Origin of the sequence: Alkalihalobacterium sp. APHAB7, assembly GCF_048323755.1 — a bacterium.
Classification (GTDB): domain Bacteria; phylum Bacillota; class Bacilli; order Bacillales; family Bacillaceae_F; genus Alkalihalobacterium.
The window spans coordinates 52,884-70,987 of sequence record NZ_JBLWFS010000001.1 but is presented as its reverse complement, the minus strand read 5'-3'; the positions used below and the strand labels follow the sequence as shown (position 1 = coordinate 70,987).

The 18,104-nt window shown below is 37.8% G+C and carries 14 protein-coding genes; 5 read left to right on the top strand and 9 right to left on the bottom strand.

Features of this window, described 5'->3' with window-relative positions:
* Positions 1–9: 9 nt before the first annotated feature.
* The gene (locus tag ACNSTQ_RS00330) at positions 10–195 is read left to right on the top strand and encodes a hypothetical protein (protein ID WP_418197870.1); all 186 of its coding nucleotides are present in this window, start codon (positions 10–12) and stop codon (positions 193–195) included.
* 186 nt (positions 196–381) lie between these two features.
* Here ACNSTQ_RS00330 and ACNSTQ_RS00325 read toward each other — a convergent pair whose 3' ends face one another.
* Both ACNSTQ_RS00325 and ACNSTQ_RS00320 read right to left on the bottom strand, forming a co-directional pair.
* Positions 382–2,415 (bottom strand): ABC transporter ATP-binding protein, encoded by a 2,034-nt coding sequence (locus tag ACNSTQ_RS00325; RefSeq protein WP_418197869.1) that lies wholly within the window; start codon positions 2,413–2,415, stop codon positions 382–384.
* Positions 2,416–4,164: an ABC transporter ATP-binding protein gene (locus tag ACNSTQ_RS00320; protein WP_418197868.1), complete on the bottom strand. Its 1,749-nt coding sequence runs from the start codon at positions 4,162–4,164 to the stop codon at positions 2,416–2,418.
* 652 nt (positions 4,165–4,816) lie between these two features.
* On the opposite strand from ACNSTQ_RS00320, the gene ACNSTQ_RS00315 reads away from it, so the two are divergent.
* Both ACNSTQ_RS00315 and ACNSTQ_RS00310 read left to right on the top strand, forming a co-directional pair.
* Positions 4,817–4,960 (top strand): hypothetical protein, encoded by a 144-nt coding sequence (locus tag ACNSTQ_RS00315; protein WP_418197867.1) that lies wholly within the window; start codon positions 4,817–4,819, stop codon positions 4,958–4,960.
* Between the two features lie 414 nt (positions 4,961–5,374).
* Positions 5,375–7,024, top strand: coding sequence for a M20/M25/M40 family metallo-hydrolase (locus tag ACNSTQ_RS00310; RefSeq protein ID WP_418197866.1), 1,650 nt, complete (start codon positions 5,375–5,377; stop codon positions 7,022–7,024).
* Between the two features lie 58 nt (positions 7,025–7,082).
* On the opposite strand, the gene ACNSTQ_RS00305 is transcribed toward ACNSTQ_RS00310, so the two are convergent.
* Both ACNSTQ_RS00305 and ACNSTQ_RS00300 read right to left on the bottom strand, forming a co-directional pair.
* Positions 7,083–7,712 (bottom strand): hypothetical protein, encoded by a 630-nt coding sequence (locus tag ACNSTQ_RS00305; RefSeq protein ID WP_418197865.1) that lies wholly within the window; start codon positions 7,710–7,712, stop codon positions 7,083–7,085.
* A gap of 9 nt (positions 7,713–7,721) precedes the next feature.
* Positions 7,722–8,900: a hypothetical protein gene (locus ACNSTQ_RS00300; protein ID WP_418197864.1), complete on the bottom strand. Its 1,179-nt coding sequence runs from the start codon at positions 8,898–8,900 to the stop codon at positions 7,722–7,724.
* 780 nt (positions 8,901–9,680) lie between these two features.
* On the opposite strand from ACNSTQ_RS00300, the gene ACNSTQ_RS00295 reads away from it, so the two are divergent.
* Positions 9,681–10,082: a helix-turn-helix domain-containing protein gene (locus ACNSTQ_RS00295; RefSeq protein ID WP_418197863.1), complete on the top strand. Its 402-nt coding sequence runs from the start codon at positions 9,681–9,683 to the stop codon at positions 10,080–10,082.
* A gap of 86 nt (positions 10,083–10,168) precedes the next feature.
* Here the strand turns inward: ACNSTQ_RS00295 and ACNSTQ_RS00290 are convergent, their stop codons facing one another.
* The 3 genes from ACNSTQ_RS00290 to ACNSTQ_RS00280 form a co-directional block, all read right to left on the bottom strand.
* Positions 10,169–10,909: a YqjF family protein gene (locus tag ACNSTQ_RS00290; RefSeq protein WP_418197862.1), complete on the bottom strand. Its 741-nt coding sequence runs from the start codon at positions 10,907–10,909 to the stop codon at positions 10,169–10,171.
* 25 nt (positions 10,910–10,934) lie between these two features.
* Complete coding sequence (locus tag ACNSTQ_RS00285; RefSeq protein WP_418197861.1) at positions 10,935–12,767, bottom strand: UbiD family decarboxylase; 1,833 nt, start codon at positions 12,765–12,767, stop codon at positions 10,935–10,937.
* 116 nt (positions 12,768–12,883) lie between these two features.
* Positions 12,884–13,543: a Na-translocating system protein MpsC family protein gene (locus ACNSTQ_RS00280; RefSeq protein ID WP_418198230.1), complete on the bottom strand. Its 660-nt coding sequence runs from the start codon at positions 13,541–13,543 to the stop codon at positions 12,884–12,886.
* A gap of 455 nt (positions 13,544–13,998) precedes the next feature.
* Here ACNSTQ_RS00280 and ACNSTQ_RS00275 point away from each other — a divergent pair, with 455 nt between their 5' ends.
* Positions 13,999–15,429 carry a L,D-transpeptidase family protein gene (locus ACNSTQ_RS00275; protein ID WP_418197860.1) on the top strand — a complete coding sequence of 477 codons (1,431 nt, stop codon included), beginning with the start codon at positions 13,999–14,001 and terminating at the stop codon, positions 15,427–15,429.
* Between the two features lie 95 nt (positions 15,430–15,524).
* On the opposite strand, the gene ACNSTQ_RS00270 is transcribed toward ACNSTQ_RS00275, so the two are convergent.
* Positions 15,525–16,466, bottom strand: coding sequence for a lysophospholipase (locus ACNSTQ_RS00270; RefSeq protein ID WP_418197859.1), 942 nt, complete (start codon positions 16,464–16,466; stop codon positions 15,525–15,527).
* Positions 16,467–16,778: 312 nt separating this feature from the next.
* A complete protein-coding gene (locus ACNSTQ_RS00265) occupies positions 16,779–17,810 on the bottom strand; it encodes a metallophosphoesterase (RefSeq protein WP_418197858.1) in 1,032 nt (343 codons plus the stop codon).
* Positions 17,811–18,104: the final 294 nt, after the last annotated feature.

Below are 18,104 nucleotides of genomic sequence, written 5' to 3'. Positions count from 1 at the left end.
GTTTTAGCAATGGTAACGGTTTGTCCTAGACACGTAAAAGACGGATTAAATGTACTTGATGTCCCACACGTATATAAACTAGAGCCAAAAAATGAAGAAATGAAAAAATCGTGTAAATGCCAATTTTGTCATTTACACGCAAATTACAAGTTAGATAGTCTGTCTTCTTATCAAAACCGAAATCCATCCGTTTAAAAATGATTGAACTAAAGCCATATATCCATATTTAAGTCGTTTTTCCCTTTTCATCGCACACTCTAAATAAAACCTTATTATTTGTGTCATGGGAACCTCATTTAACTTATTCTTTATTCCCAATCCATTTTCAAATTATATTTCTTATAAAAAGAGCCAAACCACCGAAGAAGTTTGGCTCTTTTCTTATACTGCTTGCGATACCTTTTTTCCTTGTTGCAGTTGATACATTTGATAATACTTACCTTTTTGTTGTAATAGCTCGTCGTGTGATCCTCGTTCGACGATTTCACCTCGGTCTAATACGAGAATTTGATCTGCATTTCGAATCGTTGAAAGTCTATGTGCAATTATAAAAGTCGTTCTTCCTTTTTTCACTACATTTAACGCATGTTGGATCATCGCTTCTGTTTCTGTATCGATATTCGCCGTTGCTTCATCTAAGATTAGTATAGCTGGATCGTAGGCTAAAGCACGAGCGAAAGAGATTAATTGGCGTTGTCCAGCGGATAGAGTACTTCCTTTTTCTAGGACCGGTTCATCGTATTGCTGCGGTAAATTTTCAATAAATCTGGTAGCTCCAACGTCTTGTAAAGCTTTTTTCACTTGTTCATCAGTAATACTAGGGTCATCTAAGCTGACGTTCGAAGCAATCGTTCCAGAAAATAAAAATGGATCTTGCAGAACAATTCCCATGTGCTTTCGCAGTTGCTGCCTTGGAATATCATTTGTATTCATTCCGTCAATCGTAATTTGGCCTCGATTAATATCGTAATACCTAAACAGAAGATTGATAATTGAGCTTTTCCCTGAACCTGTATGCCCAACTAACGCAACGGTCTCTCCTTTATCTGCTGAGAACGAAATGTTTTTTAGGACATCATGTTCCCCGTCATAGGAGAACGATACATTTTCAAAGCGAACATTTCCTTGATAACGTGGAATGTCTCCTTCATTCACGACTTCTCCTTTTTCATCAAGCAGTTCAAACACACGTACGGACGCAACCCGTGCTTGTTCTAATTGCGCCAGCTGATTGACAATGTCAGTAACCGGTTGAAATAGCCGGTTTAAATAGTCAACAAAGGCATACAACATACCAATGGAGATAACTCCTGCCATTCCAATCGACTGTCCGCCAAAATACCAAATTAGAACAACGAAGGCGATATTCCGAAGCACAAACACTAAGTTATGCGACGTCATCGCATTTAAACTTAAGAGCTTGTTTTGGTACGTAAAATGCTCCTCATTTAACTTCTCAAACTCTTTGGCCGTTTGTTCTTTTCGGCGAAAGGCGCGAATGATTGGCATACCTTGAATCGATTCGTTAATCATTCCGTTAATATCACTTACCCTTGATCTAATCAGATGATTATACTTTGAAGCGAACTTGCGGTATAAGACCATCCAAAGGACGATGATGGGTACGAGAAGCAATGTAATCATTGCCAATCTTGAATCGAGCAGGAATAATGCAATAAATATCCCTGTCATATAGATCGCACTTGTAAAGAATGTGGCTAATACTTTCACATAAAGCTCTCGAATCGCCTCTGTATCATTTGTTACACGTGAAACAATCTTCCCTGCCGGACGATTATCAAAATACGTAATAGGTAACCGCTGAATATGCTCAAACACGTCCGTACGCATCTTTTGAATAATTCGGTTCGCTGCTGTTTGGAGCATTAATGCCTTACCGTATTGGAAAAAGGCTGCAATAATTAGCAGAACCACATAAAAACCTAAGAGCATCACCATCGGCTTAATTTCCGGTTGGTAAAAAGCGAAGATCTGTTGTTGACTAAGCTTTTCCGCTTCATAGCTTGCCGTCTCTGTTCCTTGCGTTACAGTTAGGATGCTACTACCGTCGACTGTACGGCTTCCATCAAAAGGCAAATGCTCTGGAACGGCATAAAAAGAACGTCCAACTTGAACAATTTGCATTTCATTTCCTGTCTGTTGATCTGGTGCTGCATGGATGCTGCGCATATAAAAGCCGTCATTATACCAGACCGTTCGTTCGCTTTCTTCAGTAACCTCAACCCATGGACTTTCAATTCCAAGCATATGGTCATCGATCATTTTCTTTGCAATAAACGGACCTGTTAATTCCGCTGCAACAGCAATCGTCAGCATGACAAGTGCGATAAAAATCGTCTTTTTATAAAGCATGGCATATTGAAAAAGGCGCTTTCCTGTTGTTTGTTGTTTCATTTAACTCACCTCACCGTATGAATCAGCTTGCTGGCGATCATATTGTTCTTTATACCAGCCATTTTGTTGCAGCAGCTGGTCGTGTGTGCCTTCTTCCACAATTTGTCCCTCGTCCATAACAACAATCCAATCCGCATGCTGTACGGCTGAGAGGCGATGCGCCGTTATAAATGTTGTCTTTCCTGCACGCTCGCGACGGATATTTCCAATAATTTTTGCCTCGGTTTTGCCATCAACCGCTGACATTGCATCGTCCAAGATGAGGATTTCAGGTTTTTTTATTAACGCTCTTGCTATTGAAATTCGTTGTTTTTGTCCACCTGAAAGAGCTACTCCTTTTTCTCCGACTAATGTATCGAGTCCTTTTGGCAGGGCCATTAAATCTTTTTCAAACGCAGCTAACTCTAGTGCTATCTCAATTTCCGCCTCACTCACTACTTCTTTACCAAACTGAAGATTTTCGCGGATCGTACGTGAGAAGAGAATTTGCTCTTGCGGTACATACCCGACCCAAGAGTGTACCGTATCGAGTGGCACTTTTTGTAGTGGTACATCATCGGTATGAAGTTCACCCTGCCCAAGCGGATACTCTCGTAAAAGCTGCTTGAGTAGTGTGGTCTTTCCGCTTCCTGTTTTTCCAACTACACCTATCGTCTCGCCCCTACCCACAAATAATGAAATATCCTTCAAGTTATCTGTCGTCGAAGCCGGGTAACGAAACGAATAATTTGAAAATGAGATGGTACCAGGTACCTTAATATCTTCCGGTTCGGCATCATCTTGAACATCCGCTTCGTAGCCGAGTGTTTCATTAACTCGGTCCAATGAGGCGTTTCCTCTTTGCAACACATTAATTAGCTCACCGACAGCAAACATCGGCCAAATTAACATTCCAAGGTATACATTAAAGGAAATTAACTCACCAAGTGTTATCGTCTGGTGAAACACAAGGTACGCTCCATATCCCAGTCCAATGACGTAACTAATTCCGACCAGGATTTTGACAGTCGGTTCAAATAAAGCATCGATTTTTGCTACAGCAATATTTTTGTTGTACACATCTTCTGTCATATGATTGAAACGCTTTTCGTCTGCTTTTTCTTGAACATACGCACGAATGACACGAACACCTGAAACTGATTCCAAGACATTATCATTTAAATTCCCAAATGAGTCTTGGGCAATCGTAAAACGTTGATGGATTAGCTTTCCAAAGTAGTTGATTGCAAGTGCCATAAACGGTAACGGCAACAATGCAGCAAGAGTAAGCTGCCAGCTGATCGTAAAGCCCATTACTCCAATAATAATGATCATGAAGATCGTTGAATCGACTAAAGTCAAAATTCCAAAACCAGCCGTCATTGAGATTGCTTTTAAATCATTTGTTGCTCTCGCCATTAAATCGCCGGTACGATTTTTTTCATAAAAGGTTGGCGTCATTTTTAAAAGATGAGCCATAAAGCGAGTTCTCATAATTCGTTCAATTAAATAAGCGCCACCAAATAATTGGTACATCCACACATAGGTAATGAGGTAGCTGACAACAATCAGCCCGCCATAAAATACGAGTAACTCGACAAGACGCTCTGTTGTCATTTGACCGAAATGAATATCATCTATTGCCATCCCAATTAGTTTGGGCGGAATGACGTCTAAAAAGCTCACAATAATTAATAATGTTATGGCAACGGTATACCGCTTCCAATATTGTTTAAAAAACCAGCTTAACTTCCAAAGTACTGAAAACAAAGTTATGTTCCTCCCTCAGTTGCATCTTTTTGTAAAAATAAACGTTAGCCACTATCCATCAAACCCCAACCAATCATTCGAATAACCTTCTTTTTCATCATCTTAAAAACTCCCTTCGAAATTTATTAATCTATTGCAACGAGCTAGAAATGCTCGGAACAATTACAACACCCACTTAGTTACATAGTGAAACCTCTTTAAATCGTTTAATACTGTCGTTCGTTCCATCAGAAGAACGATGGATATTGATTACATCTTTAGATGGATTACAGCGCTTATTTCTCTAAAAACAAATGCCGTTTAAGCGCAAAAAAGGCACCACGCTTGGGCGCACGGTGCCTAAAAAAGACATAAAAATAACGTACGTCACTTCATTCGTGACCTACGGGTGAATTCGAGATTCGCATTTTAAAATAGCAGCAGCTTAAACTCGATCTTGATGGCGGGTCACATGTTTATTTGAAGTTGTATTGAGTGTAAATTGGAACTGCTTCATTTCGTAACCCTCCTTTTCCATGTATATTTGCATTTATAAGTGTATAATTTTCCAATAATTGTGTCAACAAGATTTTGAAAACTTCTTATTTTCCGGCAAAATAATATCATTTTTTTAGTAAAGACTACAACTAACGAAAAAGTAAGGAGGTCTATTATGGAAAAACAGAAAAAAACTGTTGCTGGTACCGATATTGAAGAAGTGAAACATCTAAATGCACAATCAGGTCTGACCTATAACGAAGTAAAAGAGTTGTTAGCTAGACAACAGGGTACATTCACGAAACATAAACAAAAATAGGTATGGATGATGCTCTCCTTTGAGGGGCGTTTTTTTAATTTTGGTTGCCTTACTACTTAAGCAACAATAGGAAATGTACCACTAAAAAAATTGGGGTTTCTGTTGTTTGCATAAGTCCTAATGTCATCAATCCTACTAAATTTACCAACAGTTATTTTTCTAGGCTCTTTTTACAAAGATTGTTGCTCCGTGCTTTTGGACCGTAAGCCAAGCGAATGCTTGGCTCTTCACGCTAGGCGTGAAGCTTTTGAAAATAAAATAGCCTATTCAAAAAACGGACCAAAAGCAACAAAGTTTACGAAAACAGCCCTTTTCTATTTATTTTTAAAAAAGTACCTCGAGAAGCGAAATAATCGTTATAATAGTATTGTAAATTGACATTAATACATTAATAGAGTAAAGGAGTTCTCACTTATGCTACCTTGTCGTGATGAAGTGTTATTTTTAACGAATCAACTTGTAAATATAGAAAGTATTGTAAATTCAGATGGTGAAAAAGAAATAAGCCAGGCAATTTATATGTTATTGTCATCCTTCCCTTATTTTATGGAAAACCCTAACCACATCCTAAAGCAGCAGACGATCGATGATGAGCAAGAGCGATACAATATTTTGGCATTTGTTAAAGGAACAAAAAAGAAAAGTGATAAAACAGTTATTTTAATGGGACATATGGATACAGTCGGAATTGACGACTATAATCACTTAAAAAATAAGGCATGTCATCCTACAGATCTAATGGAAGCTTTAAAACAAGAGAGACTTCCTACTGTCGTCGAGGATCATTTAAATTCGGGTAACTACTTATTTGGCAGGGGTGTCCTCGATATGAAAAGTGGAGTCGCTAGCCACCTTTATCTATTAAAATATTATTCTGAGCACCCGGAGGAATTGGAAGGCAATCTTCTTGTGGTCATTGAGTGCGATGAGGAAGACGGTTCTCACGGGATTTTATCAGCTTTAAAAGAGTTAAAACATTTAAAAGAAGAGCACGGATTTGATTATATTGCAGCAATTAATGCCGATTTTGTCTCTCCTCGTTATGAAGGAGATGTGAATCGTTATATTTATAAAGGAACGGTCGGTAAATTACTGCCGTCGTTTTTTATAACTGGAGCTGAAACACATGTGGGTTCATGCTTTGAAGGAATTGATCCCAATTTTATTGCAGCTGAATTGACAAAGCAAATTAGTTATAACCCAGATCTATGTAATGAAGCGTTTGGGGAAACGACTGTACCGCCTGTTTCTTTAAAACAAACCGATTTAAAGCCAACCTATACAGTTCAAACGGCCCTATCCGCTTACGTCTATTACAATTTCTTTATTCATTCTTGGTCCCCAAAAGAAGTATTAGAAAAGTTAAAAGACCAAGCTGAAATTGCGTTTATGAATGCACTAAATGAGTTCAATAGAAAGTATAAACAATATAGTCTAGCAAGCGGTCAGCCGTATATGGATATACCTTGGAAAGCTAGAGTATTAACTTATGAAGAAATGAATCAGTTGCTAATTGAAGAAAATGGCACTGATTACGTTGACCATATGTCTCAATTTAAAGAACAACTTTTATTAGATAAAGAACTGGATACAAGAATGTATGCTGCAAGAGTCGTTGAAGAAGCATGGAAATGGATGAGTGATCGAAGCCCTGCGATTATTCTCTTCTACTCTTCTTTATATTCACCTCGAATTGAAGTAACAGGAAAGAATGATAAGGAAGAAAACTTAATTGAATCGCTCGAGCATGCGATTACTGCGATTCAACCACATTATGAATATCCGATTGCAACTAAGAACTTTTTCCCTTATATATCAGATATGAGCTTTGTCGCTTTAAGTGATGATGAGGCTGGCATTCAGGCTGTTTCTAGTAACAATCCGAGTTGGGGTGCAAAACACTATGTCAACTATCAAGATATCCGGGATATTAATGTACCCGTTATTAATATTGGTCCCTACGGCTTCGATGCACATAAACAGTTCGAACGAATGGAATTAAAATACTCACTTGAAGTCGTTCCGAACTTAACGAACAACGTCATCCAAAACCTACTAAAATAGGTAGCAGGTACCTTTAATACAATAACGCATTAAAGGTGCCTGCTACCCTTTTCTTTTTTTATTTATTCATTTGAGCGAGGAAGCCGCCGAGCAGGTCTTCGATGTCTTCTTCTTTTTCTTCAGGTTCTTCAGCAGAAGCAGCTACTTCTTGCTTCGCCTCGTTCCAATTGAAATTTTCTAAGTCATCATCTAAGTCGATATCATTTGGACCTTCAACTTCTTCTTCGAATTCCTCTGGATCTTGTTCCTCCACTGGGTTTCTCTTACTAGCTGTCACCGTCTGCTCCACTATAGGCTCTTCAATTTCAACTTCTTGTAAGTAAAGAGCTTCATCAATATCTAGTGAATTACTATTTAGGGCAGCTAAAATCGAAGTCGCACGAAGCGGATCGGATAGTAATTGATAGACAATCGTTCCTAATAATGCTTCGGAATGTGAATGCTTCAACCAGTTTCGTTGTTCTTTACTTAACGGCTTTGGAAGCGGAATTGTTAGTGTTTCTCTTTCTTTTACTAACGATTGATTGACACCTTCCAAAGCAAACTGAGCGATTTTACTAGAGAAGTTTCTTCGCTCAGTTTCTTTTAATTTCTGGAGTTGCTTAATAATATGATCAGGTGTATCCGAAGGAAGGCGAAACGTTATCGCCTGTCCTCGCTGTATTTCCGTTGTCCCCTTTTTCTTCATGGGATCACCCTATTTTTCTACGGTTTGTTTTTGTGCCACTTTCGTTTCCTTGCTATTTTTTCTTACAAAATCTGAAACTAGCTTGTAATACGCATTCGCCATCATCCAGATACTTTCTTTTTCATCTTCAAAAAATTCAATATTGTAGCCATCTAGGTTGTTATTTAGCGTTTTAATATATTCCTTTAACACCATTGCTCCACCACCAACAAAATAACAGATCTCCGTTTGAGAGTTCTTTTGCCAAACATTACGAAGGTGACGGTATTGTTTTTTTGCTAATTCTAAAAGAATACGATCCGTTATATCGTGAACGCTTGTCCGACTTCCTTTGACCATAATATGGTTACGATCATTCTTTCTCGTAATAATTTCCACGACATCACGGCGACTATCAAGTTCAACTCCATGCTTCGAACGAATTTCTTCACGGATCGCCTCTAATGACTCAGAAACACCAATATTAAAGCCTTGTGCTTTATCATCGTCTACGTTTCTGTTTTTAATTACAGCCACGTCTGTTGACAGTCCACCAATATCCTGTATGAGGATGCGCTTATCAATTAAGTCTCTATTGATAATGTTTAAATCTTTATCCATAACTAAATTAATATAAGCAGCAAAGCCTTCTGGGTATACTTTCACTTCGTCAAATTTGATGTTTACTTTTAAACCTTGATACTTTGGTGTTACTAGAAATTCAACTTGATGAACTGATCCTAACAGTTGCGAACGATAGCCTACATCTTTACCTTCTTTTACTTCTCGAAGTGGTAAACCTGTTCCTAGTGTGTAATTGGCATCAATTACACTCTTATTGTTATTTGCCGCTTTAGCGGTCTCGAGCCCAACTGCATCTAATGCTAACGTAGTGAACAGCATAACTAACGTTTGATCTTCTTCGGATTTACTGCTTCCTGGATCAAGCTCGTTTGCGTTGTCACTTTTCGTTGCTAAATTTCCGACACGGTAAATGACATTGTTTTCGTTCAGAGCAGGGGAGTGGATACGAATATGAATTCCGTCTAGTGGGTCCTTTTCATTCAGTTCTTCAATTCCAATAACAGGTCGATCCTCTGTGTCTCTAGCAATTACGTTTGGTATATACAACTCAGATTCATACTTTCCAAAAATCGCCTTTACACAATCATTACCTACATCAATCGCAGCTATTCGAGAAACATTCATCCTATCACCCTTTCAAGATAAGTATTTAAACTAGTATTCTTACATTGTTCTAAGGTTATCAAACAATTGCTAGAAAGGTCAATAATTCATAAGTTGCGTTCATCTGTATACATGAATACATTATTGTAAACAGATGAACTTATTTTGTATACAACACACACAAAAATGTAAACATGCTGTCATTTAGCGATGTGTACGATTTTGTATTCAAGTATACATTAATGTGTACACCAAGTGTACTTCTTGTTTACTTGTATACACTCTTGTAAACAGGCGTTTTCTTTGCTTAAAATCTTATAATTCGACTCTAGACTACTTATTTCTACAGCTTTAGATAAACGGTCTCGTAGCATATATATTTAAAAAAAGAAATTCTTTTAGACAATTTTCCTAATAATAGTAAACCTATAATACTACTATGCTCCCCTCCCCCACCTGCACAAATCATCCCAAATCGCTTGAATCCCATTTACGGATTACTAGAATAATTAGTATCTATCGTAACCAACCGCTCAATAGATACTAGATACTTTCGCTTATTGTCGACATGGGTAAGAAGGAATAGATATTTATTAAAGTGTCAATATTACTAGTAAAGGGTTATTTTGTTAATATTAATGTTATCTCATAGATAAACTAGGCTATTCTTATTAACCACTTCTAAGTCAAAGGATAGAATTAAATTAAAATTAATTTTTCTAACCCCCCTAAAAAGGAACAGCTCCCCGTATAGGTAGTTAATAAACGTGTAAAAAATACTGAGTAAAAAGGTGGATACATATGATTGGCGAAACGGTTAAAAAATATCGCATTAGAAAAGGTTTAACACTTTCTGACATTGCGGAGCGTTCGGGTATTGAAAAATCATATCTTCTTTCTATTGAAGAAAAGATCTACCTTAACCCATCCTTACAATATTTTGAAAAGATTTCTCCAATACTAGGTATTCCAGTAGATGATTTGCTCATGGAGTGCTCTCAAGAAACCTTTGACCCGATTTGGAATGATGTTGTAAACGAAGCGCTTGAATCCGGGTTAACAACCGAGGAATATATTAAATTTCTTGAATCGACAAAAACTCAAAGTTCTGATACCGAAGACACGAAGCTTCCTATCTTATATCAGTTAAAAACGTTCTGCGGGAAATCAACACATGCAGAAGGTGAGTTTCGTATTATCTAATCACTGACAAACACTAATTAAAATATAAAGAAAACAACCATACTCCTTATCGAGTATGGTTGTTTTCGTCTAATTCCATATTTACATTATCCAAGAAGTCCAACCTTTTTCGGCGGCCATACGGCGACTTCCAGCTTTTTAGCATACTGAAGTAAATTAGGTGGGTCTTTTATAGGAATTCCTACACTTTCTGAAACCGTATTTACATAAATGTCTGCGTTTGCTGATTGTAATGGCCAAGGATCGTGATGAATTTTTCCTTGGTATATACCCTTGTTTCGGGTTACAAAAAGTGCATACCGTTCTGTCAGCCACTCTTCTAAAGTGCCAGGAGAAGAATAATAAATGTCTCCTACCGGTTGATAGTGGGCCGAAAATATTCCTTTATTTACGCGTGAATCGGTTCTCTCACTATAAAAATCAATCGTATTTCCTTGAATACAACATTTCATATTTGCATGCCTATATGGAAGGTTATACGTTACATTTGCTAATACGACAGCTAACTTGCTATTCGCATCTAGGCTAAAGAAATATACGCCTGGCCTACCGTCAAAGGTTACATACGTTCTTACATTCAATTCTGCAAAAGAAGGGGTAAACGGTAATTCAGCTAATCCACGAGCTCGAATACCACTCATAATAAATGGAACAACGCTAATCCAAGCCTCATTTTCAAATGTATCCACTTCAAAACATCTAGGAATAAGAGGACGGAGCAACGATTTCGGAACTTTATAATGAGCAAACAAAAGAGAACTCCATGTCTGTGCCATCAACCAACTTCCATTGGTTCGTGAAAAGCTTTGACGCTTGAGCCCGTCCAATTTACTACCTCCTTACTTTTGCGTCTTAATCGATGTTTACTTGTTCCAAACTAGCTCCTTTTCCAAACAATCGCTCGATATTCTTCTCAACGGTTGGATCAGGAATGAGCGGTGGTGCATGGTGTGGCTTTATCCGGACATCAATAATCATATTGTCGCAGCCCCAATGCTTAAATTCGTAAGAACCATTTACGCCGTAAATATCATGCGAAGGATTACTTCGGGTAAACGTTACCCACATAAAATTATTAATAGACTCGCTTAGAAACTCACTGTCATCGCATAAAATAATCATTGGACAAGTTGGCACTCCACCGTTCGTCTGAATCGCTTCACTTAAACTTTGTAGCTCTTCTTGCGCGTTTTCATACGTTGTAAAAGTAGATCCTTCTAGCGCGACAACTCCTGGCATGACAAAGCGAGATTCACTAAAGCCACTCAGCTTTTTCAACTGCTCAGGTACTTCCTTACATAACTCTCTCTTTTTATCACCGAAAGCCGCTATTACCACTTTACTTCCGGTATTTAACCCTGTCCCTGAATAATCTAACGTATCAATCGTCGTATTCGTTTGAAAATGGATATCTCGACGAAGATCGAGGCGTTCTAGTATATATGATAGAAATTCAACTTCTTTATGTGTATCAAGTGCTTGATCTTGTTCAGCAGTAATAAATAAGTACTTCGCTAAGCTAAGCTGGCCTGTTCCTAGGATATGATTAGCTATCGTTAGAAGTTCAGTTGGTTGTTTAACTTTCTGATAAGGCGTATAGCGCTCACTGCCAATCGCAAAAAGTAACGGGTGAACACCGGCCGCATCAACTGCGTGAACTTCTTTTACACCAGGGATCTCTTGGGGAATCGCATCCCCGGTTAACTCATGAATAAGAGCTCCAAAAGACGTATCTTCCTGAGGAGGACGACCGACAACCGTAAATGGCCAAACTGCATCTTTTCGAGCAAATACTTTATGAATTTTCATGACCGGAAATTCATGTGTAAGGCTGTAATAACCTAAATGATCACCGAATGGTCCTTCAGGCTTCGTTTCCTCAGGATGAATTTCTCCAGTAATGACAAAATCGGCATCGTGACTAATACAATAGCCATCGACGTAACTATAACGAAAACGGCGTCCAGATAGAAGCCCAGCAAAGGTCAATTCACTTAACCCCTCTGGCAAAGGCATAACCGCAGATAGTGTATGGGCAGGCGGTCCACCGACAAAGATACTTACTTTTAGTGGCTCCCCTTTTCGAGTTGCCCTATCTTGATGAACACCAATTCCTCGGTGAATTTGGTAATGCATCCCTATTTCTTTATTTAGTTCATACTCATTTCCGCTCAGTTGAACGCGATACATTCCAAGATTCGAATTCATAATGCCCGGTTTCAGTGGGTCTTCACTATATACTTGCGGTAACGTGATAAAAGCTCCACCATCATCTGGCCAGTGCTTAATGAGTGGTAGGTCCGAAATATTGATTTCTTCAAAGCTAGCTGGCAAAGAAGACTTTTTCATCGGCAAGGCCTTTGAAGCAGCAACACCGGTACGAACATGATTGAATGGGTTTTTTAAAGCTTTTACAGGATCATTTCTAACAGCAACAACATTTTGTGCTAAATCCCACGTTTTTCGAAAGATAAATTTACTTCTCTCAACCGTGCCAAATAAATTCGAGACCGCTCGAAACTTTGATCCTTTTACATTTTCAAATAATACGGCTGGTCCTCCAGCTTCATATACCTTTAAATGAATAGCAGCCATTTCAAGATCAGGATCTACTTCTTCATGAATTCGAACTAAATGACCGTGTTTCTCTAGATCGAGGATACATTCTTCTAAATTTTGATACATCGTCTCCAAGCTCCTAATTTGTTTTATTTTCATTATATCGGTTCTATGGATCAATGTCTTTTCCTACGCTTAATTGCCTCATAACTATGCGATTTATGTAAAAACCACACTAACCTTCATCCCTTCAAGACAAACCCCATTAAGGATTTATCCTCTTTAAAACACCAATCAATAAATATTTCTTTTACTTCCCTATTAAAAATTTTATCGAACTTCCCATAATTGTGAAAATACTTTTTTTCTAATTTATCTTTCGTCATTATGAGTTCTTCCTCAAAACCTTTGGCTAGAAGTGCTTTCTCAATGGTGATTAATATTCGTTTTCGCTCAACAATATAAATGTTAGCTGAAACAGGATATATGTGAATTTGGTCAGGTACTTTTTGAGCCATTAAACTAATTCTAGCAACTTCTTCTTCTAACTTTTCCATATCCACTTGTTCAGATGGACGAACTTCGCTAGTCAATTCTCTGTCTAATAATAAAATAATGAGGCCGGAGTTATTAGGAAGATTCCAATCATGGTACCACTCTACAATCTCGCAATTTAGTGATACTTCTACAACTCCTTTTAATTGGTCTACCACATGATTAATTAATACGGCTCTCGCCTTTTCAACCTGTTCTTGGTGACCTTGTTCCAGTAATACTTCTTCCATCGGAGAAATAAAGCCTCTGATATATGTAGTAAAGATCTTCTTACATACTGTAGATTGACACGATTGTGGTCCTCTCCCGAAATTCTTTCTGATCAATTTGCTTAAATAACTGCTAATTGAATTGAGACGTTCCTGATCCGATCCGTATCACCTCATTTGTGTTGATCATGTCTCTCTTATTACCTCAACGTTTAGTATGTACTATTCAAGTGCCAATAATAATTTAAGGTTTTAAAGAAAAGAATAGCTAGGAACTTTATGTACTTCTAAGCATATATAACTCATTTTCTCGAGCAACTTCGTTTTTAATTTTAAATTACTGGTTGTTTCAGGCTGTTCATTCGTACTCTCATTCTCTAGAAAAGAAATAGTTGCAACAGCCCCACCAAGTATTTCTCCAGTATCCTACATCCTCCCTTATGTTCACCAAAAATTTATAATAAACTTCCCCAACTTACAAAAAGCGACAAAATATAAATTTCCTATCTAGTAAAATGGTAATAAAAGATTATAATAAACTTAGATACCCAAGTTTGGAGTCTAATAAAGTCGAAGGTTTGGGGGGAATATAAATGAGTTATGCCGTAGAACAATCAGTTGAAAACAATAATTTTCCACAGAAAAAACCCAATAAATGGTATAAAAACTGGAAGTACATCCTATCCATTATTATCTTTATTGTGGCAGTTCTCTTGACGGTAATGATCTACTATCAAAATACACACTTTAATTCAAACATTACAATTAACAGCATAGAAGTTAGTGGGCTGACTACTGATCAAGCTCTAGAAAAGTTACAATCATCTGTACTTAAAAATCAAATCTATATTGGGGAACAACTCATTTTAGAAGGAACAGAAACTGAGATGGCATTTACAGAAAGAGACTTGCCCGAGATCAGAGAAATTTTAAGAAGTCAGGCGACCTTTTTCCCTTCTTCAGAAGCTAAAACATATTTTTTACTGCCTAGTCAAACAGACGAATATCGCAGTGAAGTTCTGAGAACCGAACTCGAGCAAACACTCATCACTATGAATGACGAATTGACAGCTCCTATAAATGCCCAAGCGATTTTAGAAGAAGGCGAAATTATCATTTCTGAAAGCATCAATGGTGAGCAATATGATATTAATAGCCTACTAGATGAATTCGACAAACAAGATTATACGAGTGAAATTTATCTCGAGCCTATCTACCTAGAACCCATCAAGGAAGACAGTGAGATTGTACAAAAACAAGTAGAAAAACTGCAAGATTTTCTTCAACATACCGTTGAGTATGAAGTAGAAGATCAAGTCCATTCCCTAAAAGCAAGCGATCTTATTACAAGTGCTTCTGTATCAGAGGATATGGATATTGTGATCAACGAACATACAATTCCTAAGCAAATAGCTAAAATTAATGAAACTCAATCAACATTAGGAAAAGATTTTACCTTTAAGACCCATTCAGGTTCGGTCATATCCGTGAAAGGACAAGGTTATGGCTGGGCACTTGATGTTGAAAAAGAGTCTAAATTAATACTAGAAGCTTTCGAAACAGGAAAAACTTCCATTTCTGCTTCTAATATTTACGGAAATGGCTGGAGCGGTGAAGGCTTTGGCTATGGCGTAACGGCAAACAACGGTATCGGTCATACGTATGCTGAAGTGTCTATCGCACAACAACGCATGTGGATTTATAGAGAAGGCGAACTAGTCTTAACGACTCATGTGGTAACTGGAGACCGAAGTAAAAAACAAGACACCTTACCAGGAGTGTGGTACATCCTCTTTAAACGGACACCCTACACACTCACTAGTGATGATTACGCAATTGACGTAGACTACTGGGCACCTTTTACAAACAGTGGACAAGGCTTCCACGACGCAGATTGGCGAAGTAACTGGTCAGGCAATGCCTACCATAATGCTGGATCTAACGGTTGTGTCAACGTACCGCCTAGTGTCATGAAAAAAGTGTATGATAATCTAAGGGTCTATGATCCGGTTGTTATCTATTAAAACAAGAAACCAGGGAATCGCAGATGATTTCCTGGTTTTATTAATGTCGTCACAGTAATGGTCAACTTCTCCCTACAAGTTTAGGGTACCAAGTCTTAACACTTCAAAACGTTTTCCAATTGTTTCTCAATCCACTTATAAATGTCTTCCATAACTTCATCCTTATTTAATTCATTCAACATTTCATGACGTCCTTCTTTGTAAAACGTATAATTAATATTTTTCATTCCTGCCTTTTGATATTGTTGAATTACTTTTAACACACCTTTTTTATGGTTACCTACAGGATCGTGATCACCACTAAAAATAAAAATCGGTAACTCTTTGTTTATTTTTTTTACTTCTTGATGGTAGTGAATGGTTTGAAGCCCAGATAATAAATCATAGTAAAACCCTGCCGTAGCGATAAAACCACAATGCCGATCTTCAATATACTTGTGAATTTCTTGCGGATTTCTTGTTAACCAATCATAATCCGTTTTTGCTTCCTTAAAACTTTTATTAAATTTCCCAAAAAATAATTCGTTAAGTAATGGACTTTCTGTTCGATTACCTATCTTTCGCATTTGAGATTTAGCAACTAATTTTCCTACTTTTCCTGAAATGCCAGGATTTCCGCCTGTACCAGATAAAATAACCCCCTCAACAACATCTTGAAACCGTTGAATAAAACGGCGTACTAGAAAAGATCCCATACTATGACCCATGATGAACACCGGAGTTTCCGGGTACTGACTATGGATATTTTCATTAATCTCTTTTATATCGTCTACAACTCTTTCAAAACCATTATCATCTGCAAAAAAACCGAGAATTCCATTGTTTTCTCCTGTTTTTCCATGACCGCGATGGTCGTTTGCAACCATAAATATCCCCTTTGATAATAAAAAGCTTGCAAACTCATCATAACGCAATGAATGTTCTGCCATACCATGTGCAAGCTGCAAAACAGCTCTCGGCTTTACATTTTCGTCATACCATTGATTTAAAAAAACCTCATGACCATCTGACATTGTTAACCAACTTTGTCTTAGCAAATTATTCATCCCCTCTTTTGTGTTTCTTATGACCAAACTAACCGGTTATCTTTCGGTCCATAGCTTCGTGAAGGCGGTTTTACAAAAGGCATTCAAAAAAACTTTATTACTTCGCGAGCTGCCTGCTCAGTAATAACAAAAAAAGAGACGCAACTCGCACTATAACAAGGGTTATAATGAAGCCGGTCTCTCCTTTTCTCCAACCATAAATATTAACTTATTCTTTATTATAGCAACGTTTCCATTGGGTATAAACCCTCTTATTAAATCTGAAAGAACGGTTTCTTACTTTCCACCGTAATGAAACGCTATCTATAATCCGAATGTAACATCAATTTGTACAATTTCTGCACGAGTACCCATGCGAATCGGTGGCCCCCAAAATCCGAAGCCAGATGACACAATGGAATGCATCTGACCTTTTTGTAGATGGCCCCAATCGTTTTCATAGATCTGTTGTGTAATTAAGCGACCAGGAAAAACTTGACCAAGATGCGTATGACCCGAAAGCATTAGATCAATTCCTTGCTCCTCGGCAATATGTAAATCATAAGGCTGATGATCCATGAGAATAACGGTTTTTGTTAGATCAATCCCTTCAGTTAAATTAGCGATCTCTTCTCGTTCAGCGTCTCTACGATCTCTTCTCCCGACTAAAAGGATATTCTCATGAACTGGAATTACTTCATCGTACAATACCCGTAAATTGCCTCTCTCTAGTGTTTCAATTAACTCATCGATTGGGCCATTGTGCTTGTCATGGTTTCCGAGCGAGACATATACACCTAAAGGAGCAACGATTTCAGCTAAAACTTCATCAATGTTTTGGTTAATAAATTGATTGATTTGATCATCAACAATGTCACCTGGGAACAAGACGATATCTGGTTCGAGCTTATTAATGTTTTTCACCATCTTCTTAGCCTGTTCCCTGCCAAAAAGAAGCCCAAAATGCATATCTGAAGCCATAACAATATTAAGGTGCTCTATCGCAGGGCTCTCTTTTTTTATATGAATATCGTAAGTTTGCACAGTTGGACTGTAGGCATTGTACATTCCATACCCAACGAATGAAAAAACCAGTCCAACGATAATAAGTCCAGGCCATTTGTTGAGATGTTCTTTTGGCACTTGAGTGTTACGTAAGAGCCAGACACTCATATGTACAAGCGGTAAGAGGATCACCAATAAATAAAATACCGCCATCCAGACCGAGCCGATAAAATATAAAATAACATTTTCAAACATTCTACCCGTTACAAATGAAGTCGCAACTACCGTCAATACGACAATATAGATGATTTTTATTTTCCATGATAACTCAGTTTGTACCCTAAACTTCATCCAGTGCCAACCGCTCCAGCCTATATAAAAAACAAGAAGACCATACAGTAATAAGAAAACCAATCCAAAAAGAAGCAAACCCGTAATCTCCAATCATAGATAATGTTAAAATCTAACATTAGGTTGTACAGATCTAATTGAATTTAGTCACTTAACCTAGCAACTGATAGAAGTCACTTTGAGCGGTAGTTTACGTAAAAGAAAGTGAACTTAGTGTTTAGCTAAGTTCATCTAATATGGGTGCCTGACCCCAACTGTTTTAATGCTTAACAGGTGTAGGGCCAGGCACCTAGA